25 protein-coding genes are annotated in these 24,264 nt (G+C 73.0%); 8 read left to right on the top strand and 17 right to left on the bottom strand.

Features of this window, described 5'->3' with window-relative positions; all coding sequences use genetic code 11:
- Positions 1-71: 71 nt before the first annotated feature.
- From AB0H83_RS35655 to AB0H83_RS35640, 4 genes are all read left to right on the top strand, one after another.
- Positions 72-857 carry a hypothetical protein gene (locus AB0H83_RS35655; RefSeq protein ID WP_360102897.1) on the top strand — a complete coding sequence of 262 codons (786 nt, stop codon included), beginning with the start codon at positions 72-74 and terminating at the stop codon, positions 855-857.
- 5 nt (positions 858-862) lie between these two features.
- Complete coding sequence (locus tag AB0H83_RS35650; RefSeq protein WP_360102895.1) at positions 863-1,240, top strand: GntR family transcriptional regulator; 378 nt, start codon at positions 863-865, stop codon at positions 1,238-1,240.
- Between the two features lie 91 nt (positions 1,241-1,331).
- Positions 1,332-3,374, top strand: coding sequence for a phenylacetic acid degradation bifunctional protein PaaZ (paaZ, locus tag AB0H83_RS35645; protein ID WP_360102893.1), 2,043 nt, complete (start codon positions 1,332-1,334; stop codon positions 3,372-3,374).
- A complete protein-coding gene (locus AB0H83_RS35640; protein WP_360102891.1) occupies positions 3,371-4,063 on the top strand; it encodes a TetR/AcrR family transcriptional regulator in 693 nt (230 codons plus the stop codon). The genes paaZ and AB0H83_RS35640 overlap by 4 nt, the downstream gene beginning before the upstream one ends.
- 18 nt (positions 4,064-4,081) lie before the next feature.
- Here AB0H83_RS35640 and paaK read toward each other — a convergent pair whose 3' ends face one another.
- Genes paaK through AB0H83_RS35625 form a run of 3 tightly spaced genes read right to left on the bottom strand, consistent with a single transcriptional unit; the run spans position 4,082 to position 6,698 of the window.
- A complete protein-coding gene (gene paaK, locus AB0H83_RS35635; protein WP_360102889.1) occupies positions 4,082-5,380 on the bottom strand; it encodes a phenylacetate--CoA ligase PaaK in 1,299 nt (432 codons plus the stop codon).
- Positions 5,368-5,826 (bottom strand): hydroxyphenylacetyl-CoA thioesterase PaaI, encoded by a 459-nt coding sequence (gene paaI / locus AB0H83_RS35630; RefSeq protein ID WP_360102887.1) that lies wholly within the window; start codon positions 5,824-5,826, stop codon positions 5,368-5,370. Before paaI ends, paaK begins: the two co-directional genes overlap by 13 nt.
- Before the next feature lie 38 nt (positions 5,827-5,864).
- Entirely contained in the window at positions 5,865-6,698 is an 834-nt protein-coding gene (locus AB0H83_RS35625; protein WP_360102885.1) for an SDR family NAD(P)-dependent oxidoreductase, read from the bottom strand.
- Positions 6,699-6,829: 131 nt separating this feature from the next.
- Here AB0H83_RS35625 and AB0H83_RS35620 point away from each other — a divergent pair, with 131 nt between their 5' ends.
- A complete protein-coding gene (locus AB0H83_RS35620) occupies positions 6,830-7,252 on the top strand; it encodes a nitroreductase family deazaflavin-dependent oxidoreductase (protein WP_360102883.1) in 423 nt (140 codons plus the stop codon).
- A 77-nt stretch (positions 7,253-7,329) separates the two neighbouring features.
- On the opposite strand, the gene AB0H83_RS35615 is transcribed toward AB0H83_RS35620, so the two are convergent.
- From AB0H83_RS35615 to AB0H83_RS35570, 10 genes are all read right to left on the bottom strand, one after another.
- The gene (locus AB0H83_RS35615; protein ID WP_360102948.1) at positions 7,330-8,580 is read right to left on the bottom strand and encodes an acyl-CoA dehydrogenase family protein; all 1,251 of its coding nucleotides are present in this window, start codon (positions 8,578-8,580) and stop codon (positions 7,330-7,332) included.
- Between the two features lie 29 nt (positions 8,581-8,609).
- Positions 8,610-9,539: an NADPH:quinone oxidoreductase family protein gene (locus tag AB0H83_RS35610; RefSeq protein ID WP_360102881.1), complete on the bottom strand. Its 930-nt coding sequence runs from the start codon at positions 9,537-9,539 to the stop codon at positions 8,610-8,612.
- Between the two features lie 51 nt (positions 9,540-9,590).
- Positions 9,591-10,379: an enoyl-CoA hydratase family protein gene (locus AB0H83_RS35605; protein ID WP_360102879.1), complete on the bottom strand. Its 789-nt coding sequence runs from the start codon at positions 10,377-10,379 to the stop codon at positions 9,591-9,593.
- Positions 10,380-10,449: 70 nt separating this feature from the next.
- Entirely contained in the window at positions 10,450-10,905 is a 456-nt protein-coding gene (locus AB0H83_RS35600; protein WP_360102877.1) for a MaoC/PaaZ C-terminal domain-containing protein, read from the bottom strand.
- Positions 10,902-11,375 carry a MaoC family dehydratase N-terminal domain-containing protein gene (locus AB0H83_RS35595; RefSeq protein ID WP_360102875.1) on the bottom strand — a complete coding sequence of 158 codons (474 nt, stop codon included), beginning with the start codon at positions 11,373-11,375 and terminating at the stop codon, positions 10,902-10,904. Before AB0H83_RS35595 ends, AB0H83_RS35600 begins: the two co-directional genes overlap by 4 nt.
- A gap of 59 nt (positions 11,376-11,434) precedes the next feature.
- Complete coding sequence (locus tag AB0H83_RS35590; RefSeq protein WP_360102873.1) at positions 11,435-12,229, bottom strand: SDR family oxidoreductase; 795 nt, start codon at positions 12,227-12,229, stop codon at positions 11,435-11,437.
- A complete protein-coding gene (locus tag AB0H83_RS35585; RefSeq protein WP_360102871.1) occupies positions 12,222-13,097 on the bottom strand; it encodes an SDR family NAD(P)-dependent oxidoreductase in 876 nt (291 codons plus the stop codon). Before AB0H83_RS35585 ends, AB0H83_RS35590 begins: the two co-directional genes overlap by 8 nt.
- A gap of 2 nt (positions 13,098-13,099) precedes the next feature.
- Positions 13,100-14,209, bottom strand: a complete 1,110-nt coding sequence (locus AB0H83_RS35580; protein ID WP_360102869.1) for a nitronate monooxygenase — start codon at positions 14,207-14,209, stop codon at positions 13,100-13,102.
- A 263-nt stretch (positions 14,210-14,472) separates the two neighbouring features.
- Entirely contained in the window at positions 14,473-15,300 is an 828-nt protein-coding gene (locus AB0H83_RS35575) for a CoA-transferase (protein WP_360102867.1), read from the bottom strand.
- A complete protein-coding gene (locus AB0H83_RS35570) occupies positions 15,297-16,157 on the bottom strand; it encodes a CoA-transferase (protein ID WP_360102865.1) in 861 nt (286 codons plus the stop codon). Before AB0H83_RS35570 ends, AB0H83_RS35575 begins: the two co-directional genes overlap by 4 nt.
- A 173-nt stretch (positions 16,158-16,330) precedes the next feature.
- Between AB0H83_RS35570 and AB0H83_RS35565 the strand changes: the two genes are divergently transcribed.
- Positions 16,331-17,092, top strand: coding sequence for an enoyl-CoA hydratase-related protein (locus AB0H83_RS35565; protein ID WP_360102863.1), 762 nt, complete (start codon positions 16,331-16,333; stop codon positions 17,090-17,092).
- Between the two features lie 39 nt (positions 17,093-17,131).
- On the opposite strand, the gene AB0H83_RS35560 is transcribed toward AB0H83_RS35565, so the two are convergent.
- A complete protein-coding gene (locus AB0H83_RS35560) occupies positions 17,132-17,947 on the bottom strand; it encodes a sugar phosphate isomerase/epimerase family protein (protein ID WP_360102861.1) in 816 nt (271 codons plus the stop codon).
- 142 nt (positions 17,948-18,089) lie between these two features.
- Between AB0H83_RS35560 and AB0H83_RS35555 the strand changes: the two genes are divergently transcribed.
- Positions 18,090-19,166 carry a phosphotransferase family protein gene (locus AB0H83_RS35555; RefSeq protein WP_360102859.1) on the top strand — a complete coding sequence of 359 codons (1,077 nt, stop codon included), beginning with the start codon at positions 18,090-18,092 and terminating at the stop codon, positions 19,164-19,166.
- A 53-nt stretch (positions 19,167-19,219) separates the two neighbouring features.
- Here AB0H83_RS35555 and AB0H83_RS35550 read toward each other — a convergent pair whose 3' ends face one another.
- Positions 19,220-20,827: a FadD3 family acyl-CoA ligase gene (locus AB0H83_RS35550; protein WP_360102946.1), complete on the bottom strand. Its 1,608-nt coding sequence runs from the start codon at positions 20,825-20,827 to the stop codon at positions 19,220-19,222.
- Between the two features lie 211 nt (positions 20,828-21,038).
- On the opposite strand from AB0H83_RS35550, the gene AB0H83_RS35545 reads away from it, so the two are divergent.
- Entirely contained in the window at positions 21,039-21,854 is an 816-nt protein-coding gene (locus tag AB0H83_RS35545) for an SDR family oxidoreductase (RefSeq protein ID WP_344510839.1), read from the top strand.
- A gap of 93 nt (positions 21,855-21,947) precedes the next feature.
- Here AB0H83_RS35545 and AB0H83_RS35540 read toward each other — a convergent pair whose 3' ends face one another.
- A complete protein-coding gene (locus AB0H83_RS35540; RefSeq protein WP_360102856.1) occupies positions 21,948-23,069 on the bottom strand; it encodes an acyl-CoA dehydrogenase family protein in 1,122 nt (373 codons plus the stop codon).
- Positions 23,070-23,079: 10 nt separating this feature from the next.
- Entirely contained in the window at positions 23,080-24,228 is a 1,149-nt protein-coding gene (locus AB0H83_RS35535) for an acyl-CoA dehydrogenase family protein (RefSeq protein WP_360102854.1), read from the bottom strand.
- Positions 24,229-24,264 lie beyond the last annotated feature (36 nt).

Raw genomic sequence — 24,264 nt, 5'->3', positions numbered from 1 at the left:
GTCGACGCGTTGACTTGTCGCAATCCTTGTCGCACGATGGTGAGACAAGGATTGCGACAAGAGGAGGCGACATGACGAACCTCGAGCAGGCCGGCGCCTGGCTGGCCGGGCACGGCCTGGCCGGCGTCGAGCCCACCCCGCTGCTGGCGGCGCGCCTGGCGGTCCGGCGCCGTGCACGCCTGGCCGGCGACGTGCTGCTGGCCGTGTTCCTCTGCGGCGTCGCCCTCGCCTACATCAGCGACCTGCCCCACGGCGAAGGGCCCGTCCGGCGCGGGCCGCTGCTGGCCCTCACCGCGATGGTGGTCGCCCTGGTACTGGCACAGTCGCTGCTGGACCGGTGGGTACGGCGGGCCGACCGGCGGGCCGCCGCGACCCTGCCCCGACGGGCCGCCCACCCGGTCCGGCTCGGCTGGCGCACCCTGCTCGGCCGGCCGCGGGCCGCACTCACCCTCGCCACGTTCGCCGGCGCGGCGGCCCTCGCGGTCCGCGGCCTGACCGAGGAGGTCGCCGGCGCCAGGTTCGCGGCGGTGATCCTGCTCATCGGGCTTGCCGGGGTCGCCACGAGCATGGCGGTCCAGCTGCGCCACGTCCTGACGCACCCGACCGTGGCCGACGACGAGGCCTCACTCACCGCCGACGTGGCCATGCGGGTGGAGGACGCCCGCGCCGTCGCCACCCCCAGCGTGGTCTGGTGCCTGCCGGTCGTGTCGGTGTTCAGCACCACGGCCGGTTGGTGGAACGCCGCCTGGCTGGTCTTCACCGTCCTCGGCGTCGCCGCCCTCGCCCTGATCAGCGCGCGAACCGCCGGCACCGGCACGGTGGCGCGGCACGCCACCAACGCCCCGAGCGCCGGGTGAGCCGGATGATCGTCATCGACGCCGCCTCGCCGGTCCCGCCGTTCGAGCAGCTGCGCGCCCAGCTCGCCCGGCAGATCCACGACCGCACCCTCGCCGTGGGCACCCGGCTGCCGACCATCCGCCGCCTCGCCGCGGACCTCGGCCTGGCCGTCAACACCGTCGGCCGGGCCTACCGGGAGCTGGAGGAGGCGGGGCTGATCGAGACCCGCGGCGCGGCCGGCTCGTACGTGTCCGCGGCCGGCGAGCAGGCGCGCGAGCGGGCCGGCCGCGCCGCCGCCGAGTACGCCGCCGTCATCGCCAGCATCGGCCTGGACACCGACGAGGCCATCCGCATCGTCCGGGCGGCACTGACCGGAGGCACCGCCGTGTCACCCTCGGCCTGACCCCGGCGCCGGTTGACACCCACCACCCGGCGGGCTAATTATTCAACCGAACGTTCGGTTGAACCCGAGCCCCGCCGGCGAGGAGAACATCATGACCACACCCATGATCCGCAGCCACGTCGGCGGTGACTGGCAGACCGCGTCCGGCGACGGCCGGCCCGTGCACGACGCGGTGACCGGCGAGGAGATCGCCCGCGTCTCGTCGGCCGGGGTCGACTTCGCCGCCGCCCTCGACTACGGCCGCCGCACCGGCGGGCCGGCGCTGCGCGAGCTCACGTTCCACCAGCGCGCCGCGCTGCTCAAGGCGCTCGGCCAGCACCTGCGCGAGCACCGCCAGCGCCTCTACGCGGTGTCCGCCAGGACCGGTGCCACGCCGGGCGACTCGAAGTTCGACGTCGACGGCGGCATCGGCGTGCTGCTCGCGTATGCCAGCAAGGCCAAACGCGAACTGCCCAACGACACCGTGTATGTCGACGGCGCCGTCGAACCGCTCGGCCGCGGCGGCACGTTCCTCGGCCAGCACGTCTGCGTCCCGCTGCACGGCGTGGCGGTGCAGGTCAACGCGTTCAACTTCCCGGTGTGGGGGCCGCTGGAGAAGTTCGCCCCGGCGTTCCTCGCCGGCGTGCCGAGCCTCGTCAAGCCGGCCACCCCGACCGCGTTCCTGACCGCCGAACTCGTCGAACTCATCGTCGAGTCCGGCATCCTGCCGCCCGGCGCCCTCCAGTTCGTCGCGGGCGGCCTCGGCGACACGTTCGAGCACCTCACCGGCCAGGACCTGGTGTCGTTCACCGGCTCGGCGGCCACCGCGCAGACGCTGCGCGCCAACCCGGCGCTGGTGCGCAACGCGGTGCGCTTCACCGCCGAGGCCGACTCGCTGAACCTGTCGGCGCTCGGCCCCGACGCGGTCCCCGGCACCGCCGAGTTCGACCTGTTCGTCAAGGCCCTGGTCACCGAGATGACCGTCAAGGCCGGCCAGAAGTGCACCGCCATCCGGCGCGCGTTCGTCCCCGCCGCCCACGTCGACGCCGTCGTGCAGGCCGTCTCGGCCCGGCTCGCCGCCACCGTGATCGGCAACCCGGCCGCCGCCGACGTGCGCATGGGTGCCCTGGCCAGCCTCGACCAGCGCGACGAGGTCCGCCGCAGCGTCGCCGCGCTCACCCGGGCCGGGCGCATCACGTTCGGCGACCCGGAGAAGGTCGACGTCGTCGACGCCGACCCGGACCGCGGCGCGTTCATCTCCCCCATCCTGCTCGTCGGCGACCCGGACCGGGCCGAGCCGCACGACGTGGAGGCGTTCGGCCCCGTCGCCACGATCCTGCCGTACGAGACCACCGCGCAGCTCATCGACTACGCCGCCCGGGGGCAGGGCAGCCTCGCCGGGTCGGTCGTCACCGCCGACACCGGCTTCGCCCGCGACATCGTGCTCGGCGTCGCGCCCTGGCACGGCCGGCTGCTGGTCCTCAACGCCCGCGACGCCGCCGAGTCCACCGGCCACGGCGCACCCCTGCCCGCCCTGGTGCACGGCGGCCCCGGCCGCGCCGGCGGCGGCGAGGAGATGGGCGGCATCCGCGGCGTGCTGCACCACATGCAGCGCACCGCCGTCCAAGCCGACCCCGACACGCTCGCCGCCGTCACCGGCCGCTGGGTCACCGGCGCCGAGCGGCACGTCGGCGACGTGCACCCGTTCCGCAAGCACCTGGAGGAGCTGCGCCCGGGCGACACGATCGTCGCCGGGCCGCGCCGGGTCACCCAGCAGGACGTGGAGCACTTCGCGGAGTTCACCGGCGACACGTTCTATGCGCACATGGACGCCGCGGCCGCCGCCGCGAACCCGCTGTTCGGCGAGCGCGTCGCGCACGGCTACCTCATCGTCAGCCTCGCGGCGGGCCTGTTCGTCGACCCCGACCCGGGCCCGGTGCTGGCCAACTTCGGCGTGGACAACCTGCGCTTCCTCACCCCGGTCAAGTTCGGCGACGAGCTCACCGTGACCCTGACCTGCAAGCAGATCACGCCGCGGGAGTCGACCGGCTACGGCGAGGTGCGCTGGGACGCCGACATCACCCGCCAGGACGGCGAGTCCGTCGCCCGCTACGACGTGCTGACCCTGGTCGCCAAGCGCGCGGCCGGGCAGTGACGGCCGCCGGCCGGGCGGACGTCGGCGTCGACCCGGGCGGCGGCGGTGGCGTGGACGCCGCGCATGACCCGGGCGGCGCGGGCCTCGACGGCCGCCGCCCCGGCCGCGGGCGGCCGCCGCGGTACAGCCGCGACGAGCTGATCGAGCGGGTCGTCGCGGTCTTCAACGAGCGCGGGTACGAGGCCACCTCGATGGAGGACCTCGCCCGCGCGACCGGGCTGAACAAGTCGTCGTTCTACCACCACTTCAGCGGCAAGGAGGAGCTGCTCGGCCTCGCCGCCGGCCGGGCGCTCGACGCCCTCGCCGCCGTGCTCGCCGAGCCCGGCGCGCAGCACGGCCCCCCGGCCCGCCGCCTCGAGCACGTCGTGCGGCGCACCGCGGAGGTGCTGCTCGCCGAGCTGCCGTACGTGACGCTGCTGCTGCGCGTGCGCGGCAACACCAAGGTCGAACGCGACGCGCTGCGCCGCCGCCGCGACCTCGACACCCAGGTCGCGGCCATGGTCCGGGCCGCCGCCGAGGCCGGCGAGATCCGCCCCGACGTCGACCCGCGGCTCGCGACCCGGCTGATGTTCGGCATGGTCAACTCGATCACCGAGTGGTACCGGCCGGGCGTGCGGCCCTCCTCCCGTACCGACGTCGTCAACGCCGTCGTGGCGATCGCCATGCACGGCCTGGCCGTCAAGGACTGACGGTCAGGGCCGTCCCGGTCAGGGCCGCGGCCGGTTGTCCTGGATCCGTTTCGCCTTGCCGATCGAACGCTCCAGGGCGCCCGGCGGCAGCACCTCCACCCGCACCGTCACGCCCACGTTGTGCTTCACCAGCCCGACGAGCTGCCCGGCGAGGGTCTCGTCGACCGGGTCGGCGCGGGCCTCCACGCGCACGGTCAGCTCGTCGAGGCGGCCGGGCCGGTCGATGACGCAGACGTAGTGCGGCGCGAGACCCGGTACCCGCAGGATCAGCTCCTCGATCTGCGTCGGGAACACGTTCACCCCACGCAGGATCATCATGTCGTCGGAGCGGCCAGTGACCTTCTCCATCCGGCGCATCGTGCGGGCCGTGCCGGGCAGCAGCCGGCTCAGGTCACGGGTGCGGTACCGGATGATCGGCAGCGCCTCCTTCGTCAGCGACGTGAAGACCAGCTCGCCGCGCTCGCCGTCGCCGAGCACCGTGTCGAAGACCGGATCGACGATCTCCGGGTAGAAGTGGTCCTCCCAGACGTGCAGGCCGTCCTTGGTCTCCACGCACTCCTGCGCGACGCCAGGCCCGATCACCTCCGACAGCCCGTAGATGTCCACGGCGTGCATGTCGAGGCGCTGCTCCACCTCCCGGCGCATGTCCTCGGTCCACGGCTCGGCGCCGAAGATGCCGACCTTGAGGCTCAGCCGCCGCGGGTCGACGCCCTGCCGGTCCAGCTCGTCGAGGATCGTCAGCATGTACGACGGGGTGACCATGATGACGTCGGGCTCGAAGTCGACGATCAGCCGCACCTGCCGCTCGGTCATGCCGCCGGACACCGGGATGACGGTGCAGCCGAGCCGCTCGGCGCCGTAGTGCGCGCCGAGGCCGCCGGTGAACAGCCCGTAGCCGTAGGCGACGTGGACGCGGTCACCGGGCCGCCCGCCGGCCGCCCGGATCGACCGGGCCATCACGTCGGACCACATGTCGACGTCGGCCTGGGTGTACCCGACGACGGTCGGCTGCCCGGTGGTCCCGCTGGATGCGTGGATACGGGCGACACGCTCCCGCGGCACGGCGAACATGCCGAAGGGGTAGCTGTCGCGCAGGTCCTGTTTCGTCGTGTACGGGAACCGCGCCAGGTCCTCCAGCGATCGGCAGTCGTCGGGGTGCACGCCCGCGTCGTCGAACTTGCGCCGGTACGGCGGTACGTTGTCGTACGCGTGCCGCAGCGTCCACCGCAGCCGCCGCAGCTGCAGGGCGCGCAGCTCGTCGACGGACGCGGTCTCGATCGGCTCGAGATCACCGGGGCGGGGGCTCAGATCTCGCACGATACGTTCCTCTCCCCTTCGGCAGGAGTCAGGATGGGCCGGCCGAGGCGGCGGCTGCGGCCGCGGAACTCGGCGATGACGGTGCCGTCAGCGGCCCGCACCGTCACGTCGTACAGGCCGCTGCGCCCGTGCCGCACCCGCTCGGTCGCCGTGGCGACCAGCTTGTCCCCGGGGCGGGCCGGCGCCACGAACGTGATGTCGAACCCGGCGGCGACGGTCACCTCGTCGTACGTGTTGCACGCGACGGCGAACGCACTGTCCGCGAGCGTCGCGATGTGCCCGCCGTGACACAGCCCGTGGCCGTTGGCCATGTCCTCGCGCACCGGCATCGCCAGGGTCGCCCGGCCGGCGGCCACGTCCTGCACCCGCATCCCCATCGCCCGGCTCGCCACGTCCTTGTCCCACAGGGCCCGGGCACAGCGGCGGGCCAGTTCGTCGGGATCCATGCGGTGCTCCTCGCGGTGCGGTTGGTGCGGTGCGACCGTTATACGCCGACGGCGGCGGCGCTCGCGTCCCACAGGGCGGCCGCCGCGGCCGGGTCGGCGGCGTGCGCCGCCGGCCTGGTCAGCCGGTGCCCGACGTAGTAGCCGCCGTCGGTCAGCCCGCCGGCCGCCGCGGTGGCCGGCGCGGTGGCCGGCGCGGTGGCCAGCCAGACCAGCAGCGCACCGGCCTTCTCCGGGGTGGTCAGGAACGGCGCGAACCGGTACACCAACCGGACCGGTCCCTCCCCGAAGTTGGACCGCACCACGCCGGGGTGGAACGACACGCTCGTCACGTCCGGCCAGCGGCGCGCCGCCTCCGCGGCGAACAGGATGTTGGCGGACTTCGCCGCCGCGTATGCCCGCCCCCACCGGAACCGCCCGGCGTCGCCCGTGAAGTCGGCCGGATCCGGCCGGCCCTGCGTGTGCACCCGCGACGCGGTGGCGACCAGCCGCGCCCCGGCGAGCCGCTCCCGCAGCAGGTTCGTCAGCAGGAACGGCGCCAGGTGGTTGCTCTGGATCGTCGCCTCGAACCCGTCCACCGTGCGCCGGTACCCGCCGACCATGCCACCGGCGTTGTTCGCCAGCACGTCGATCGCCGGGTACGCCGCCAGCAGGTGCGCGGCGAGCTGCCGCACGTCCGCGAGGCGCTCGAAGTCGGCCTGGAACCTCCCCGGCTCCCGTCCGCCCCCGGCCGCCCGCACCCGCGCGACCGCCGCGTCCAGCCGCTCCTCGCTGCGCCCGACCACGACCACGTGATCGCCCTGCGCGGCGAACTGCTCCGCCGCCGCCAGCCCCACCCCGGAGCTCGCCCCGGTCACCACGACAGTCCGACCCATCGTCGCAGTATCCGCTGTGCGGCCGGCCCGTGCACGCGGCCCGGCCTGTCCCGTTCGCCGGGTGGAACCGGCCGGTATGGACAATCATGATCGGGGAAGATGGTCCGCTACGAGAAGAACGAGGTGCATGGGTGAGCGACTGGAACCAGAAGATCATCGAGGAGTTCCGGGCGAACGAGGGCAAGGTCGGCGGCCCCTTCGAGGGGGCGCCGCTGGTGCTGGTCCGGCACCGTGGCCGCAAGAGCGGCCGCGAGAGCATCGCGCCGATGATGTACCTGCCGCACGAGACGAACGACGACGTCGTCTACGTGTTCGCGTCCAAGGGCGGCGCGCCGGAGAACCCCGACTGGTACTACAACCTGACCGCCGCCGGCACCGCCACCGTCGAGCGGGGCACCGAGACCTACGCGGTGACGGTCCGGGACGTCACCGGCGCCGAACGCGACGAGCGGTACGCGGAGCAGGCCCGCCGGTACCCGGGCTTCGCCGAGTACGCGGAGAAGACCGCCGGGATCCGCACCATCCCCGTCCTGGAGCTCACCCGCAGCGCCTGATCGCCCCCGCCGGACACCGGTCCACGCGGCCGGTGCCCGGCGGTTCCTGAACCGCATTTCCGCAGGTCAGGTTCGCCTCAGCCCGGCCCTGTCCCGGCCGCGCCCGCCGGCGCGGTGTCACGGTAGCGGCGCAGTTGCGTGCGGGCCACCGTGCGCAGGTGCACCTCGTCCGGGCCGTCGGCGATGCCGAGGATCCGGGCGCTGGCCCACATCCGGGCGATCGGGAAGTCGTCGGTGACCCCGCCGCCGCCGTGTGCCTGGATCGAACGGTCCAGCACGTTGCGGGCGACCCGCGGCGCGACGACCTTGATCGCGGCGATCTCGGTCGCGGCACCCTGGACCCCGACCCGGTCGATGAGCCACGCCGACTTCAGTACGAGCAGGCGGGCCTGCTCGATCTCGATGCGGGACTCGGCGATCCAGTTGCGGATCACGCCCTGCTCGGAGAGCGGGCCGCCGAACGCCTCGCGGGCCATCGTCCGGCGCACCATGAGCTCGAGGCCCCGCTCGGCCATGCCGAGGCAGCGCATCGCGTGGTGGATGCGGCCCGGGCCGAGGCGGGCCTGGGCGATCGCGAAACCGTCGCCCTCGGCGCCGAGCAGGTTCGTCACCGGCACCCGCACGTCGTCGAACCGGATCTCGCAGTGGCCGTGCTGATCGTGGTAGCCGAAGATCGGCAGCGAGCGCACGATCGTCACCCCGGGGGTGGCGACCGGCACGAGAATCATGGACTGCTGCCGGTAGACGGCGGCTTCCGGGTCCGTCTTGCCCATCAGCACGAGGATGTCGCAGCGCGGGTCCGCCGCGCCGGTCGTCCACCACTTGCGTCCGTTGATGACGTACTCGTCTCCGTCGCGCACGATCGAGGTGGCGATGTTACGTGCGTCGGAGGAGGCCACGTCCGGCTCGGTCATCGAGAAGCCGGAGCGCATCGTGCCCTCGAGCAGCGGTGTGAGCCACCGCTGCCGCTGCTCGGGCGTGCCGAACAGGTGCAGCAGCTCCATGTTGCCCGTGTCCGGCGCGGCACAGTTGAGCGCCTCGGGGGCGAGGTAGGGCGAGCGTCCGGTCTCCTCGGCGAGGTACGCGTACTCGACGTTCGTGAGGCCCGACAGATCAGGCAGGAAGAGGTTCCACAGACCCAGCTCGCGCGCCGTGTTCTTGAGCGCCTCGACCACCGGCGGCAGGACGTGGGACACGCCCCCGTTCGCGCGGGCCGCGGCACCGAGCTCGGCGGCGTACACCTTCTCGGCCGGGTAGACATGCTCGGCCATGAACGTGCGCAACGTCGCGAGCAGCTCGCTCGCGCGTGGGCCGGGACCGAGGTCCATCTGGGTCAGGTCGGTCGCGTCAGCCACCGTTACTCCTTGCCTGCGTTCACGCGGAGGGCGATCTTGCCGCGGGCGCCACGGTTCATCACCGTGGTGAGCGCGCGGGCGGCCTCCTCGAGCGGGAAGACTTCGCTGACGTGGGGCCTCAGCCGGCCGGCGGCGACCCACTCGAGCAGCGTCGTCATGTTGGCGGCGTTCGCCTCCGGGTTGCGCTTGGCCCAGGCGCCCCAGAGGACTCCCAGCACCGCGCCCTCGGTGAGCAACAGCCGGTTGAGCTTGACCTGCGGGATCTCGCCCGCCGCGTAGCCGACAGTGAGGAACCTCCCGGCCCACGAGAGGGTGCGCAGCGCCGCAGTGGCGGCGTCGCCGCCGACGGGGTCGTAGACGACGTCGGCGCCGCCGGTCAGCTCGCGCACCGTCGCCGTCATGTCGTCGTAGCCGATGGCGTGGTCGGCCCCGTGCGCCAGGCACAGCTCGCGCTTGTCCTCGCTCGAGGCGGCCGCGATCACGGTCGCGCCGAGGGCCTTACCGATCTGCACGGCGGTGAGGCCGACGCCGCCGGAGGCGCCGAGCACGAGCAGTGTCTCGCCGGTTGCGAGGCCGGCCCGGTCGACGAGCCCGTGGTACGAGGTGCCGTAGACGACGGGGATCGTGCTGGCCTCGACGAGGTCGACGCCCTCGGGCAACCGGTGGACCATGCGGGCGTCGACGAGCGTCTGCGCGGCGTAGCCGCCGATGCCGCAGAAGCCCGCGACCGGGGTGCCGACGGGCGGGCCAGTCACCCCGTCGCCGAGTGCCGCGACCGTGCCGGCCACCTCGCTGCCGGGCACGAACGGCAGCTCCGGCCTGGTCTGGTAGGTGCCGGCGACAATGAGGCCGTCGGGAAAGTTCACCCCGGCGCCGGCGACGTCGACGAGCACCTGCCCGGGACCGGGCTGCGGCTGCGGCCCGTCCGTCACCGTGAGCACCTCGGGACCCCCGAACTCACGGACCACCATCGAACGCACGGCTCAGCCCCGCCCGGCCGAGCGCGCCGCCTTGTCGGTACCGGCGAACTCGTCGCGGATCCGGTCGGCGACACCGGTGAGGTTGAGCTCGAAGGTGAAGCCCTGCTCGAAGCGGTAGCTGCGGTTGACGTCCCACAGGTCGATGCCGTTGAGCGAGGCCTTCGCGGCCCGGATGACGGTGGGGTTCTTCGCCGCGATCTGGGTCGCGACGGCAAACGCCGCCTCGCGCAACTGCTCGCGGGGGACCACGCTGTGGACCGAGCCGTACGCGTGCAGCTCCTGGGCGGTGGCCGTGGCCGAGGTGTAGACCATGGCGCGCATCCGGTGCTGGGGCACCATCCGGGACAGGTGGGTCGCGGCACCGAGGGCGCCGCGGTCGACCTCGGGCAGGCCGAAGGTGGCGTCGTCGGAGGCGACGATGACATCGGAGTTGCCGGCCAGCCCGATGCCACCCCCGAGGCAGTAGCCGTTGACGGCGGTGACGACCGGGACGGGGCACTCGTAGACGGCCTTGAACGCGGCGTAACAGCCGCGGTTGGCGCCGACCAGCGCGGTGAAGCCGTCGGTGTGCTGCATCTCCTTGATGTCGACGCCGGCGTTGAAGCCGCGGCCCTCGGCGCGCAGCACGACGACCCGCACCGACTCGTCGGCGCCGGCGGCGTCGAGGGCGGCGGCGAGCGCGAACCAGCCGGCCACTGGCAGCGCGTTCACCGGTGGGTTGTCCACGACGATCTCGGCGATGCCGTCGGGGTGGATGGTCGTCGTCACGGACGGGTGGGTCGTGGGGGTCATCCCTGCTCCTCGGTAGTCCCGGCGGCTCGCCGGTCTCGGGTGTCGCGCCCGCGAAGGCTGGCGTCAGTGCCTACGGCAGCACGAACGTCGCCCATACGGTGACGGCCGTGTCGCCGGTCTGGCGCCGGCAGGTCAGCTCGACGTCGACACGGCCCTCAGGACCGTCCTCGCCCTCGAGCACATAGGTGCGCAGTGGGGCACCCTCGAGCGTGAGGGTGTCCCCCGGCCACACCTGGGCCAGGAACCGGATGCGGAAGTCACGCACGTTGGGGCCGCCGAGCCAGTCGGTGGCGAAGGTGCCGAGCAGGCTTGCCTGCCACATGCCCACCGAGAAGGGGCTCGGGAACCCGGCGGCCCTGGCGAAGACCTCGTCGTGGTGGATCGGGTTCATGTCACCCGAGGCGCCCTGGTAGCGGACGAAGTCGGTGCGGGTCACCGGGCCGTAGGTGCGCGCCGGCGGGGTCGCCGGGACCGGCAGGCCGGCCTCGGTCGGGCCGGGCCGGGCGGTGGAGGTCGTGTCGCTCACGTGGAGGCTCCGTCCTGCGTCGTGCCCCCGGTGTCCGGCGGGCGAGCCGTCTCGACACCGGTGAGCTTGGCCTGGGCGACGAGACGCCCGGTCTCGTCGCGGAAGTCGGTGTACATCACGGCGAAGGTCATCTCACCGCCGCGGCGACCCACCTTGGTGTAGATCTCGCCGATGCGCGACTGGCAGGTGAGCCTGGTCCCGGCGCGGGGCGGCTCGCCGAAGAAGGTGTACTGCTGCTCGGCGTGCAGGCCGCGCTGCTGGTCGAGCTCGACCGCGGACCACGGGTTGGCGTCCTCGTCCTGCCAGAAGAAGGTCGTCGTGAGGAACGTCGGCTGCACGACCGGGTGCTCCTCCTGCAGGTAGGCCGCGTCGGCCGCACCGGTGGCGAGCGCGAACTCGCGGATCTTGCCGCGCTCGACGTCGAGCCGGAAGGGGGCGCCGGTGATGCCCTGCGCGTCGGGGTTGGCCATGCGAGCTCCTTTCGTTGGTCAGGTACGCGCCGGCGGTGCCGCCGGCGCGCGCCAGGTCGTCACGGGTGCTGGCTGGAGACGGACACGACCTCGCCGGTCATGTACGACGAGTAGTCACTGGCGAGGAAGACGATGACGTTGGCGATCTCCCACGGCGTCGCCGCCCGGCCGAAGGCCTCCTGGGCCGAGAGCTGGGCGAGCAGCTCGTCACTGGTCACCTTGGCCAGGTGGGCGTGCATCGCGATGCTCGGGGACACCGCGTTGACCCGGATGCCGTGCTCGGCGACGTCGAGGGCCGAGCACCGGGTCAGCGCCATGACGCCGGCCTTCGCCGCGGCGTAGTGCGCCTGCCCCTTCTGCGCGCGCCAGCCGATGACGGACGCGTTGTTGACGATGACCCCCTTACCCGCCGGGATCATGTGCCGCAGCACCGACCGGGTCGCCTTGAACGTCGAGGTCAGGGTCACCGACAGCACGGAGTCCCACTGCTCGTCGGTCATGTCCTGCACTGCCGCGGTGCCGCCGAGGCCGGCGTTGTTGACCAGCACGTCGATGCCGCCGAACGCGGCGGCGACGGTGTCCATGAGGTGGTCGAGCTGGGCCTGGACGGTGACGTCGCAGGGCACCGCGAGCGGCCGGCTCCCGGTGAGACGCTCGAGCTCGTCGGCCGACTCGGCGAGGCGGCGCTCGTGACGGTCGCTGATGGCGACCCGCGCGCCCTCCTCGGCGGCGCGGCGGGCCGTCGAGAAGCCGATGCCGGTGCCGGCCGCGGCGGTGACGAGCACCGAGCGCCCGGAGAGCAGCCCGTGCGCGGGGCCGGCCCAGTCGGCGGTGGGGTGACCGGTGTCAGTCACGGGTGGCCATCTCCTTCGCGATCTCCTCGACGCTCCAGCGGGCGCCCTTGTCGACGGTCCAGTCGTAGCTCCACGGCGCGAAGCGACGGATCTCGCCGCCCTTGGCGTAGTACACCTCGCCGGTCACCGGCGCGGCGGCGGTGAGCAGCCAGGCGACGAGCGGGGAGACGTTGCCCGGGTGGTAGACGTCGAACGCGGCGGGGTCGGCCGGGGCCGCGACCATTTCCCCGATGCCGGGCAGGTCCTGGGTCATCCTGGTGCGCGCGACCGGGACGATCGCGTTGACGCGGACGCCGTAGCGGCCGATCTCCTGGGCGAGGATGACGGTGAGGGCGGCGATGGCGGCCTTGCCCGCGCCGTAGTTCGTCTGCCCGACGGCGCCGATGAGTCCTGAGGTCGAGGAGACGTTGACGATCGAGGCGACCGGCTGGTTGCCGGCCTTGGACTCGGTGCGCCAGTGGTCGGCGAACACCCGGCACGGCGCGAACGTCGAGCGCAGCTGGCCACGGATCACGGCGTCCCAGTCGTCCTCGCTCATGTTGACGAACATCCGGTCCCGCAGGATGCCAGCGTTGTTGACGAGGCCGTCGACGCGCCCGTAGGTGTCGCGGGCGAGCGCGAGCAGCTCGCGGGCGCCCTCGGTGGTGGAGACGTCCGCGGTGCTGGCCAGGGCCTGCCCGCCGGCGGACGTGATCTCGGCGGCGACGGCCTCGACGACCGAGGGGTCGCTGCCGGTGCCGTCGGCGGCGGCGCCGGTGTCGGCGACGACGACCGAGGCGCCCTCGGCGGCGGCGAGCAGCGCGTGCTCACGGCCGAGGCCCCGGCCGGCGCCGGTGATGACGACGACCCGTCCCTGCAGTGCTTCCATGACTAGTCCTCCTCGTGTGCGGCCGGGATCGGCGCGACCGGCGCGGGCGCGCCGAGCCGGTCAAGGATCTGGGTGGCCTCGCCGATGATGCGGTCGATGAGTTCCGCGACGCTCGGGACGTCGTCGATGAGCCCGACGACCTGGCCGGTGGCCATGACACCGACGTCGGTCCTGCCCTCGAGCAGGGCCGACCGGTAGAGCATCGGAGCGTTGGCCGCCATGACGACCTGGCTCCACGTCAGGTCGTGGGCCTTGCGCATGGCCAGACCCTCCCGGACCATGTCGCCCCACGGCGCGCCGGACAGCTTCTGGAAGGCGAAGGCGTTGCGCACGGCCCGCAGCAGCCGGCCGGGGGCGGAGGTGCGCTCCAGCGCCTCGATCGTGCCGGCGCGCAGCACGCGCTGCGGCACGCCGTCGACCTGGAGGGTCAGGACGGTGTCATTGACCGTCTTGGACAGGTAGACGTCCTTGACCGACGGCTGGACCGGCGAGTCGCTGGTGAGCAGGAAGCGGGTGCCCATGGCGATGCCCTCGGCACCGTACGCGAGCGCGGCGACGAGGCCGCGGCCGTCGAAGAAGCCACCGGCGCCGATGACCGGGATGCCGACGGCGTCGACGACCTGGGGCAGCAGCAGGCTGGTGGGCACGCCGCCGGTGTGGCCACCCCCCTCACCGCCCTGCACGATGACGGCGTCGGCGCCCCACGCGGCAACCTTCTCGGCGTGGCGGCGCGCGCCGATCGACGGGACGACGACGAGGCCGGCGTCCTTGCACTTGGCGATGAGCTCCTGCTTGGGGGCGAGCGCGAACGAGGCGACCTTGACGCCGGCCGAGATGAGCAGGTCGATGCGCTTGACGACGTCGGGCTGGTCGGCGCGGATGTTGACGCCGAACGGCGCGTCCGTGCCGGCCTGGATCTGCTCGACGGCCACGACGAGCTCGTCGTAGGACAGCAGACCGGCCGCGAGGATGCCCAGCCCGCCGGCGTTGGCGGTCGCGGTGGTCAGGCGCACGTCGGAGACGTAGCCCATGCCGGTCTGGACGATCGGATACCGCACCCCGAACAGGTCGGTTGCCCGGGTGCGCAGCGCCGGATGCGGTCCCTGGCTCACGCCGCCACCTCCGCTGCGCTCCGGCGCCGGCCTGAGCCCCACCCTGAGCCCATGACTCGCAACCCTCCGCTTCGCTGCGGGCCGCTCACGCCGCCACCTCCGCTGCGCTCCGGCGCCGGCCTGAGCCCCACCCTGAGCCCATGATTCGCAACCCTCCGCTTCGCTCCGGGCCGCTCACGCCGCCACCTCCGCTGCGCTCCGGCGCCGGCCTGAGCCCCACCCTGAGCCCATGACTCGCAGCCCTCCGCTGCGCTGCGGGCCGCTCATGCGGGGATCTCGCGGTCGCGCAGCGAGCGGGGGTCGATGACCTCGCGGATGAGGCGCAGCTCCTCGGCGCTCGGCTCGCGGGTGGCCGGGACCTCGTCCTCGACGTGCACGTCACAGCCGGTCGCCGCCCGGAACTCCTCGAGCGTGACGCCGGGGTGCAGGCTGAGCAGGCGCATCGCACCGTCAGGGCCGCCGAAGTCGAGGACCGCGAGGTTGGTGACGACCCGGCGCAGGTCGTGGTACGCGCTCGCGGCCGGGCCGGCGGCGCGGGCGCTGTCGGTGCCGACGCCGGAGACCATGTCGACGGTCGGGACGAAGACGCGCGTGGAGTGGTTGGGCACCCAGTAGCTGGTTGGGTGGTAGACGCTGTTGCCAGGGGCGCCGCGCACGCCGATCAGCTGGGCCTTGGGTTTGGCGTAGTCGCCGATGGCCGAGATGTTGGTGTTGCCGTGCCCGTCGATCTGGCTCGGGATCATCATCACATGCCGCTTGCCGTGCCAGACGAGGTCGAAGATCGTGCGGAACGGGCTCCAGCCCTCGACGACGACGCCCTCGGTGGTGTGCGGGTCCGCGCCGATCTGCCAGCTGCCGGAGACGAAGCGGGCCTCACCGTCGGTGAGCAGCAGGTCGGGGGCGACGGTGAGCCGGGCGAGGCGGACGCCGATGGCCGGGATCGTGCCGAAGGCGCTGGCGATGAACTCGCCGTCGCCGGCGAACGCCTCCGCCACGGCGACCGCGCAGTACTCGGCGCGAGTCACCGGCGCGCCGGCGGCGGTGGCGCTGCTCGAGGGCTGGTCTGCGGACTCGGTCACGGTGCTGCTCATGCAGCCTCCTCGGCTCGGGCGGCGACGGCCGCCTGGTAGTCATCCTCGGTACCGGACAGGTACCGCTTCTCGAAGGCGGCCCAGGCCTGCCCGTCGCCGGCGGCCTTGACGTACTCACGCTGGAAGGCCTCGTCGCGCTCGTAGTCGGGGGCGCAGGAGGTGAAGTGCGCGCCGTTCGGGGTCTCGACGACGCCGGTGACGAGCTGACGATTGATCTTGATGGTCGCCGGGTGCACGGTGGCGCTGAGCTCGGCCGTGGGCACGATCCGCTCGCAGGACATGAAGGCCTGTTCGGCGGCGAGGCAGTAGAGGTCGTCGAAGTACGGGTCGGGCCCGAGGAACTGGCCGTTGCCCTGGGCGTCGGCGCGGTTCATGTGGACGAGCGCCACGTCGAGGCGCAGCGACGGCATGGCCACGAGCTGCTCGGTGCCGTACGGGTCCTGGACGAGCTTGAGGGTCGGGTTGTGCTTCATCACGTCCGACCCGAGCCCGGCGCGGGTCGGCAGGAAGGGCAGGCGGATACCGGCGGCGTACAGCCCCCACTGGAGCATGCCCTCGTCGTACTCGGCGACCTCGACGGCGCCCTTCTGCCGCGCGGCGCGGAAGTGCGGGTCGAGGGCGATGCTGTCGAGCGAGACGAAGCCGAAGACGACCTTCTTGACCTTGCCCGCGGCGCAGAGCAGGCCGACGTCCGGCCCGCCGTAGCTGACGACGGTCAGGTCCTTGAGGTCGGAGCGCAGGATCTCGCGTACGAGGGCCATGGGCTTGCGCCGTGAGCCCCACCCCCCGATGCCGACGGTCATCCCGGATTCGAGCCGCGACACGACATCGCGGGTTGTCAGAGTCTTGTCGGCCATATGTCCCTCGTCGTTCCGTCTGTCGGGGCACTGCTCCAGCGCGGTGGCGAGCGGTGCGAGAGGCGAGTCACGTGCCGGACATTCGCGGTCGGCACGACGAAGCAAGCGCTTGATTGGTAGGTTAACAGCCCCCGGGAAAGGGTCAAGGCCCTGAAACGAAGGAGGATGCAACGATGGACACAGTCGTGTGCGAGCGCGTCGACGCGGTGGGGGTCATCAGGATCAATCGGCCGCGGGTGCGCAACGCCCTTGACCCCGAAACCCTCCTGGCGATGACCGACGCCCTGCTCGGGTACGACGCGGACCCGGGCGTGCGCACGGTCGTGCTGACCGGCACCGGCGAGCTGTCCTTCAGCGCCGGGATGGACCTGCGCGCCGCGGCCGAGGGGCGCCTGGTCGACGTGGCCCGCTCCCCGCTGACGCTGCTGCGCGGCGGCTACCGCAAACCGGTCATCGCCGCGGTGAACGGGCCCGCCGTCGGCGGTGGCTTCGAACTCGCCCTGGCCTGCGACCTCATCGTCGCGGCCGAGCACGCCTACTTCGCACTGCCCGAGGTGGGGCGCGGCATCGCCGCCTCCGAGGGCGGCACCGACCTGCCGCGTCGCCTGCCGCTCGCCGTCGCCCTCGAGGTCGGGCTGACGGCCGAGCCGCTCCCGGCGGCCCGGGCCTACGAACTCGGCCTGGTCAACGTCGTGGTCCCGGCCGGCGAGGTCCTCCCGCGCGCGCTCACGCTCGGCGCCCGGATCGCGACCCACTCCCCAGCGGCGGTGCTGGCAACCAAGCGGCTCATGCACCTGAGCCTGGACACCCGCGAACGCGACCTCGCCGCGGCCAACCGGATCGCGACCCTCGAACTGCTCGCCGGCCCGGATGCCGCCGAAGGCGCGGCCGCGTTCGTCGCCAAGCGCCCACCGCGGTGGGCGGACGTGCCCTGAACCCCCGCCCACCGCGGTGGGCGGACGTGCCCCGAACACTCAGGGACGCGCCGCCGCGATCTGCTCGCGCATCCACGCGATCGAGCGGGTCACCGCCGACTCGGCGCCCTCGGCCTCGATGGCCGGGCCGAGCAGCTCGACGTCGACGATGCCGGGGTAGCCGGCCCGCAGGACGGTCCCCAGCAGGTTCGCCATCGGCAGGTCGGCGTCCCCGGGCACCCACCGGTTCGGGAAGGTCGAGGTGCCGACCCGGAAGTCGGACACCTGCAGGAGCTCGATCTGCGCGACCCGCTCGCGGACCAGGTCGGTCAGGCCCCGCTCCTGCCAGCAGCAGTAGAGGTCGAGGCAGACGCCGATGCCGCAGAGGTCGGCCAGGGCGAAGGCGTCCCGCGCGGTGTGGGTGAAGCTGAGGTCACACCTGACCGGCAGGGTGTTCTCCACGCCGAGGCGCACTGCGTGCTCGCGGGCGGTGGCCACGACCGGGGCGATCCGCTCGGCGAACCGGTCGGCCGCCTCCTCCCAGGTCAGGTGCGCCGACGGGCCCGACGTGAGGTAGACGAGGTCGGCCCCGAGCGTACGGGCGTTGACGACGCCGGCCTGCAGCGCCGCGACCTGCCGCGCCCAGCCCGGCTCGTCGTCCGGGTGGGCGGTGAAGCCGTGCACGAGGTAGCCGAGCCGTACGCCGTGCTCGGCGAGCAGGTCCCCGAGGGCCGGCACGCCGAAGGCGGCGACCTTGCCGCACTGCAGGCCGACGAGGTCGGTGCCGGTGCGCCGGTACATCGCGATCTCCGCAGGCAGTGCCCAGGACATCGCGGCCATGCCGCTGACACAGGTCGGGTTGATCGTGGTGGACATCGGGCTCCTGCCGGTTCGGGGTGTCGGTCGCCGAGCACCGGGTGGGGTGAGCGTCTTACCGGCTCCGTCGAGGAGCCGGCACTGCGTCGGCCCACAACCTACCAAGCGCTTGCTACGCTCGTCGACAGTGAGGAGGCGTCCCATGACAGCAGCAGGCCAGGCGCAGACAGATCCGCCCCCGACCGGCACCACCCGACACGCCGGACTCCCGGCGGGGGTCGACGCCTGGCTCGGCCGCGCCGTGCCCGAGCTGCAAGGGAACCTGCGACACGAGCTCATCGCCGGGGGACGCTCCAACCTCACCTACCGGACCACCGACGCGGCCGGCCACGTCGTCGTGCTGCGCCGCCCACCGCTCGGGGACCACCCCGCCACCGCGCACGACGTGCTGCGCGAGGCGCGGATCCTGCGGGGCCTGCACGGCCACCTCCCGGTGCCACGGGTGCTCGCCGTCGAGGAGACGGGCGAGGTGGCCGGCGCCCCTCTCGTTGTGCTCGAGCACCTCGACGGCACGATCCTGCGCAGCCCCGCCGACGTCGAGCGGCACACCACCGAGGCCGACCGCGCGCTCATCGGCCCGACGCTCGTCGATGCCCTCGTGGCCCTGCACGGGCTCGCGCCGGAGGTCATCGGGCTCGGGGGGCTGGCCCATCGCCGTGACTACATCACCCGCCAGCTCGGGCGCTGGCACGAGAACTGGCGCCGGACCAAGATCCGCGACCTGCCCGATCTGCAGACCGCGCACGAGCACCTCGTGGCCACGGCTCCCGAGCAGTCCCGCTCGGGGATCGTGCACGGGGACTTCCGCCTCGACAACTGCATGCTCGACCATCGGTGGCGGGTGCAGGGCGTGCTCGACTGGGAGCTGACCACGGTCGGGGACCCCTTGGCCGACGTCGGCCAGCTGCTCGTCTACTGGGCGCAGGCCGACGACGCGGCCCGTACGCTGCACGACCCGGCCACGGTCCTGCCCGGCTTCTCGACCCGGGACGAGCTGCTCGCCCGGTACTGCCTCGCCACCGGCACCGACCTGGCCCGCATCGACTACTTCGTCGCCTACAACTGGTGGAAGACCGCGTGCATCGTCGAGGGCGTGCACACCAGGGTCGCGCACGGCGTGATGAGCGGTGGTGACCGCACCGCGGCATCGTTCGCCGAGCAGGCGGCCACCCTCGCCGGCCGGGCCGCGACCCTCGCGGCAACGCTGCGCCGGCGCTGACCCTCGCCCGGTCACGTTCGTGACCGGGCGCCTGTCCCGGGTGGGCACTGGGCTCACCCGATGAGCTTGAACTTCTGGATCTTCCCGCTCGAGGTTCGCGGCAGGGCCGGGACGATGCTGAAGCTGCGGGGGCGCTTGAAGTTGGCCAGCCGGTCCCGGCACCACTGCCCGAGCTCGTCGACGAGCACCGACTCGTCCCCGCTCCAGTCGGTCACGGTCTGCACGAAGGCGCTGCCGACCTCGCCCATCCGCGCGTCGGGGACCCCGACGACGGCGACGTCGAAAACCGCGGGGTGCTCGCGCAGCACGCGCTCGACCTCGGCGGGGTAGACGTTGAAGCCCCCGTTCATGTAGACGTCCTTGATCCGGTCGGTGATGCGCAGGTAGCCGTCCTCGTCGACCCAGCCGACGTCACCGGTGTGCAGCCAGCCGTCCTCGTCGATGACCTCCGCGGTGGCGACCGGGTCCTCGAAGTAACCCAGCATCACGTTGTAGCCACGCACGAGGACCTCGCCGGCCGCACCGGCCGGCAGCGGCTGTCCGTCGGCACCGGCGATCCGCAGCTCGGTGCCCGGGATCGCCTGTCCGCAGCTGGTCGAGATCCGCTCGAGGTCGGCGTCGGGCGGGCACACGGTCGCGGTGCCGCACGTCTCGGTCAGGCCATAGGCGGTGATGACGTCGCGGAAGCCGAGCTCCTCGCGCATCCGGTGCAGCAGCGGCACCGGCACGACCGTGGCCCCGGTGACGGCCAGCCGCACCGAGCTGGTGTCGTAGGCGCCGAAGTCGGGGTGCTCGAGCAGGGTGGTGTAGATGGTGGGCGCGCCGGGGAAGACGGTGACGCGTTCCTGCTCGATGAGGCGCAGCACGGTCTCGACGTCGAACACGGCAACCGGGATGATCGTCGCGCGCATGAGCAGGCAGGCGAGGATGCCGGCCCGGTATCCGAAGCTGTGGAAGAACGGGTTGACCATGAGATAGCGGTCGCCGCGCCGCAGCCCGACCAGCCGGGCCCACTGCAGGTCGACGCGCAGGTTCGAGGCGTGCGAGACCATCGCACCCTTGGGGTAGCCGGTGGTGCCCGAGGTGAACAGGATGTCGGCCATGCCCTCGGGGTCGATGGCGGCGATCCGTCCGTCGATGACGCCGGGGTCGACCTGGTCGGCCAGCGCGGTGAAGTCGGCCAGGGGCCACACGTCGTCACCGGCCTGCTTGCGGCCGGCGGCGGCGGACAGGTCGATGACGGTGCGCACCGAGGGCAGCAACGGCACGGGGTGCCCGACGGCCGGTGGTGGCCCGTCGCCGCGCAGCGTGGCCAGGTAGTCGGCGCCCAGGAAGGTGTCGTCGAGGATGACCATCGTGGCCCGGACCTTGGCGATGGCGTGCCGCACCTCGTCGCCGCGGAAGCGGGTGTTGACGGGGCAGAGCACGCCCCCGGCGGCCAGCACACCGAGGGCGCTGATGACCCAGTCGGCGCTGTTCGGGGCCCAGATGGCGATGCGGTCCCCGGGCTCGAGACCGTGCGCGACCGCGGCCCTGGCGAACCGGGTGACAGCCGCGTCGAGCTCGGCGAACGTCATTCGCAGGTCACCGTCTACGAGGGCCTCGACCTCCGCGGCGTCCTGCGCGGCCTGCCGTAGCAGGGCGGGGATCGTGGTCAACACGCCACTCACGCACATCTCCTCACGCTGAGCCGGCCTCTGTCAGGAACGGATCGTAGCCGACCAACCAAGCGCTTGCTAGACTCGCCGTGGCGACGCCGGCCACGCCGCCGGCGAGGCACCCAGACCCGACCGATCCGGCGTCCGGCCACGGCCCGCGGACGATGTGTGAGGGTGGCGGCCAGGCCAACGTCACGATCATTGAGAGGCTCTGATGACCCAGTCCCCCACCACGCCCGCGACGCACGGGGGCGTCGACCTGACCGGCCAGGTCGCCATTGTCACCGGAGGCACCCGTGGCATCGGTGCCGAGATCACCCGCGCCTTCCTCAAGGCCGGGGCGCAGGTGCTCGTGTGCGGCCGCAGCGAGCCAGAGCACCTGCCCGAGGCCGACGGACGCACGCCCGTCTTCGTCCAGTCGGACGTGCGGGACCCGGAGCAGGCCAAGGCCCTCGTCGCCGCGGCGGTGGACCGGTTCGGCCGGCTGGACATCCTGGTCAACAACGCCGGTGGCGCGCCGAGCGCCGACACCGCGACGGTCTCCCCGCGCTTCGTCTCGGCGATCGTCACGCTCAACCTGCTCGCTCCGTTCTACGTCGCCCAGCCGGCCAACGAGGTCATGCAGCGTCAGGGCGGCGGGACGATCATCAACATCGGCTCGGTCGCCGGTTCCAACCCGGCTCCGGACACCGCCGCGTACGCCGCCGCCAAGGCGGGCCTGACGATGCTGACCCAGTGCCTCGGCATCGACTTCGCGCCGGCCGTACGGGTCAACCAGGTGACGGTGGGTCTCGTACAGACCGAATTGTCGCACCTCTACTACGGTGACGAGGCGGGACAGCACCGCGTGGCCCGGACGATCCCCATGCAACGGATGGCGACCCCGGCCGACGTCGCTGCGGCCTGCCTGCTGCTCGCCTCGCCGCTGGCCGGCTACATCACCGGCACGGAGATCGTCGTCGCCGGTGGCGGTGAAATCCCGTCGCGCCACCTGGCCGCCCAGCCGCCCGGCACCGGCCCGCTCGGCTGAGCCCGCGGAGCAGGCACGGCCGAGGGGGTCCGCGCGTCGGTGCGGACCCCCTCCTTCGTGCGCTGCTGCCTGCCGTGGACCTCGGCAGCCGGCTCAGAGACCGGCGAGCGCCGCCACCTCGGCGCGAACCGCCGCCGGGGAACCGGCCAGCAGCTGGGCCGACTTCCCGCGCTTGAAGAACAGATGCGCGTCGTGCTCGAAGGTGAACCCGATGCCACCGTGCAACTGGATCGCCTCGGCTGCCACGGTCATCAGCGTGCCGGTGCACACGAGCTTGGCCAGTGCCGCGTCGTGCGAGCGGGTGGCGGCGCCGGTGCGCAGCGTGGTGACCAGATGGTCGGCCGTGGCCCTCGCCCCGGCGACCGCAACGGCGAGGTCGGCGCAGCGGTGCTTGAGGGCCTGAAACGACCCGATCGGGCGGCCGAACTGCTCGCGGACCTTGAGGTACTCGACGGTGAGGTCGAGGCAGGCGCGGGCGGCGGCAGCCGACTCCAGTGCGAGCATGGCGCGCACGTGGTCGAGCAGCACCCGGGCCCCCTCGCCGCCGGGGGCATCGACCCGGGTGGCGGCGGCCCCGCGGAGGTGCACCGTGCTCAGCCGCCGGGTCTGGTCGAGCGTCATGTGCGTCTGCACCTCCACCCCGTCGGCGGCCCGGTCCACGGCGTAGACGCCCAGTCCACCGTCCCCGTCCCGAGCGGTGACGAGGACGACCCGGGCGGCTTCGACCCCGACGACGAGGGTCTTGGTCCCGGTCAGCGCCCACTCGTCCCCGGCGCCGCCGGCCCGGGTGGCGGTCTGCTCGAGGTCCCAGCCCGTGCCGTCCTCCGCGACGGCGATGGCCAGGGTCAACTGCTCGTCCACGACGCGCGCCAGCAGGGGCTCGGCGCTCGCGCCGATGGCCCGGGCGGCGAGGATCGCGGTGAGGCTCGTCGCGAGCGCGCCGGGCACGAGCCGGGCGCCGAGCTCCTCGATGACGGCGGTCCCGGCGGCCACGTCGACGCCGAGCCCGCCGAGGTGCTCCGGCACGACGAGGCCGAGCAGGCCCAGCTCGGCCGTGAGCAGCTCGTGCAGGTGCGGGTCGTGGCCCTGCGCCCCGACCATGACTTCGTGGGTACGGCGCAGGTCGGCCTGCTCGTCGAGTACCTCGGCGACGGAGGCGCGGATCTGGGCCACCTCCTCGGCCACCGGCTGAGGGCCGGCGTTCGCTTCGGGCATCGTCCTCACCTCATCGCGGCAGGCCGAGCAGGCGCTCGGCGATGATGTTGCGCTGGATCTCGTTGGAGCCGCCGTAGATCGTGTTGGCGCGGCTGAAGAGGAAATGGGTCTGGGCATCGTCCAGCTCGTACCCGGGCCCGGTGAGCAGCGCCCCGGCCCCCTCGACGTCGACCGCGAGCTCGCCGAGCGAGCGGTTCCACGTCGCCCACTGCAGCTTGGAGATCGACGCCTCCAGGCCGGACAGCCCCTCACCGGCGGACGCCAGCAGCCGCACCGCCGAGTGCCGCATCACCTCGAGCCCGATGTAGGCGTCGACGAGGCGGTCCCGCAGCGCCGGCTCCTGCCAGGCGCCGTTCTCATGGGCCCGGGCGATGACGGCATCGAGCCGCCGGCGGAAGCCGATCTGCTGGCCGAGGGTCGACACGCCGCGCTCGAAGCCCAGGGTGCCCATGGCGACCTTCCAGCCCTCGCCCTCGGCGCCGACGCAGTGCCCGGCGGCGGCGACGGCTCCGTCGAAGAAGACCTCGTTGAACTCGCTCGTGCCGGTCAGCTGGGTGATCGGGCGCACCGTGACGCCGGGCTGGTCCATCGGCACGAGCAGGTAGGACAGGCCCGCATGGCGGGTCGAGCCAGGGTCGGTGCGGCACAGCACGAAGCACCAGTCGGCCAGGTGCGCGAGCGAGGTCCACACCTTCTGCCCGGTGATGACGTAGGTGTCGCCCCGTCGCTCGGCGCGGGTGCGGACCCCGGCGAGGTCCGAGCCGGCGCCGGGCTCGGAGTAGCCCTGGCACCAGATGTCCTCGCCGCTGGTGATGCCGGGCAGGAACCGCGCCTTCTGCTCCGGCGTGCCGAACGCGAGCAGGGTCGGGCCGAGCAGCTGCTCGGACATGTGCCCGAGCCGGCCGGGCGCGCCGGCGCGGGCGTACTCCTCGTGGAAGATGACCTGCTGGGCCAGAGTCGCCGGGCGTCCGCCGTACTCGCTGGGCCAGCCGAGACCGATCCAGCCGGCCCTGCCCAGATGACGCTCCCACTCGCGGCGCAACTCGTGCGCCTCGTGCTCGCGCCCCTCGCCCCCGGTGCCGACGGCCCCGGCGAACGGCCCCGTGAGGGCCTCGTGGAGCCAGCCGCGGATCTCGGCCCGGAACTGCTCGTCGCTCACCGGCGCTCCGCCGGCCCGCGCCGCCGCCGGACCCAT

The sequence above is a fragment of the Dactylosporangium sp. NPDC050688 genome (assembly GCF_040654515.1).
Taxonomy (GTDB): domain Bacteria; phylum Actinomycetota; class Actinomycetes; order Mycobacteriales; family Micromonosporaceae; genus Dactylosporangium.
Note: the sequence above shows the minus strand (reverse complement) of the source record. Positions and strands in the feature narration are given on the sequence as shown.

Coding starts and splice junctions, on each gene's coding strand:
- paaI (WP_360102887.1), bottom strand. CDS start 5,826: ATGGATCCCGACGAACTGGCCCGCCGCTGTGCCCGGGCCCTGTGGGAC.
- AB0H83_RS35565 (WP_360102863.1), top strand. CDS start 16,331: ATGGACACAGTCGTGTGCGAGCGCGTCGACGCGGTGGGGGTCATCAGG.
- AB0H83_RS35605 (WP_360102879.1), bottom strand. CDS start 10,379: ATGACCCCCACGACCCACCCGTCCGTGACGACGACCATCCACCCCGAC.
- AB0H83_RS35560 (WP_360102861.1), bottom strand. CDS start 17,947: ATGTCCACCACGATCAACCCGACCTGTGTCAGCGGCATGGCCGCGATG.
- AB0H83_RS35540 (WP_360102856.1), bottom strand. CDS start 23,069: ATGCCCGAAGCGAACGCCGGCCCTCAGCCGGTGGCCGAGGAGGTGGCC.
- AB0H83_RS35575 (WP_360102867.1), bottom strand. CDS start 15,300: ATGAGCAGCACCGTGACCGAGTCCGCAGACCAGCCCTCGAGCAGCGCC.
- paaZ (WP_360102893.1), top strand. CDS start 1,332: ATGACCACACCCATGATCCGCAGCCACGTCGGCGGTGACTGGCAGACC.
- AB0H83_RS35545 (WP_344510839.1), top strand. CDS start 21,039: ATGACCCAGTCCCCCACCACGCCCGCGACGCACGGGGGCGTCGACCTG.
- AB0H83_RS35595 (WP_360102875.1), bottom strand. CDS start 11,375: ATGGCCAACCCCGACGCGCAGGGCATCACCGGCGCCCCCTTCCGGCTC.
- AB0H83_RS35650 (WP_360102895.1), top strand. CDS start 863: ATGATCGTCATCGACGCCGCCTCGCCGGTCCCGCCGTTCGAGCAGCTG.
- AB0H83_RS35615 (WP_360102948.1), bottom strand. CDS start 8,580: ATGGACCTCGGTCCCGGCCCACGCGCGAGCGAGCTGCTCGCGACGTTG.
- AB0H83_RS35655 (WP_360102897.1), top strand. CDS start 72: ATGACGAACCTCGAGCAGGCCGGCGCCTGGCTGGCCGGGCACGGCCTG.
- AB0H83_RS35585 (WP_360102871.1), bottom strand. CDS start 13,097: ATGGAAGCACTGCAGGGACGGGTCGTCGTCATCACCGGCGCCGGCCGG.
- AB0H83_RS35555 (WP_360102859.1), top strand. CDS start 18,090: ATGACAGCAGCAGGCCAGGCGCAGACAGATCCGCCCCCGACCGGCACC.
- AB0H83_RS35625 (WP_360102885.1), bottom strand. CDS start 6,698: ATGGGTCGGACTGTCGTGGTGACCGGGGCGAGCTCCGGGGTGGGGCTG.
- AB0H83_RS35570 (WP_360102865.1), bottom strand. CDS start 16,157: ATGGCCGACAAGACTCTGACAACCCGCGATGTCGTGTCGCGGCTCGAA.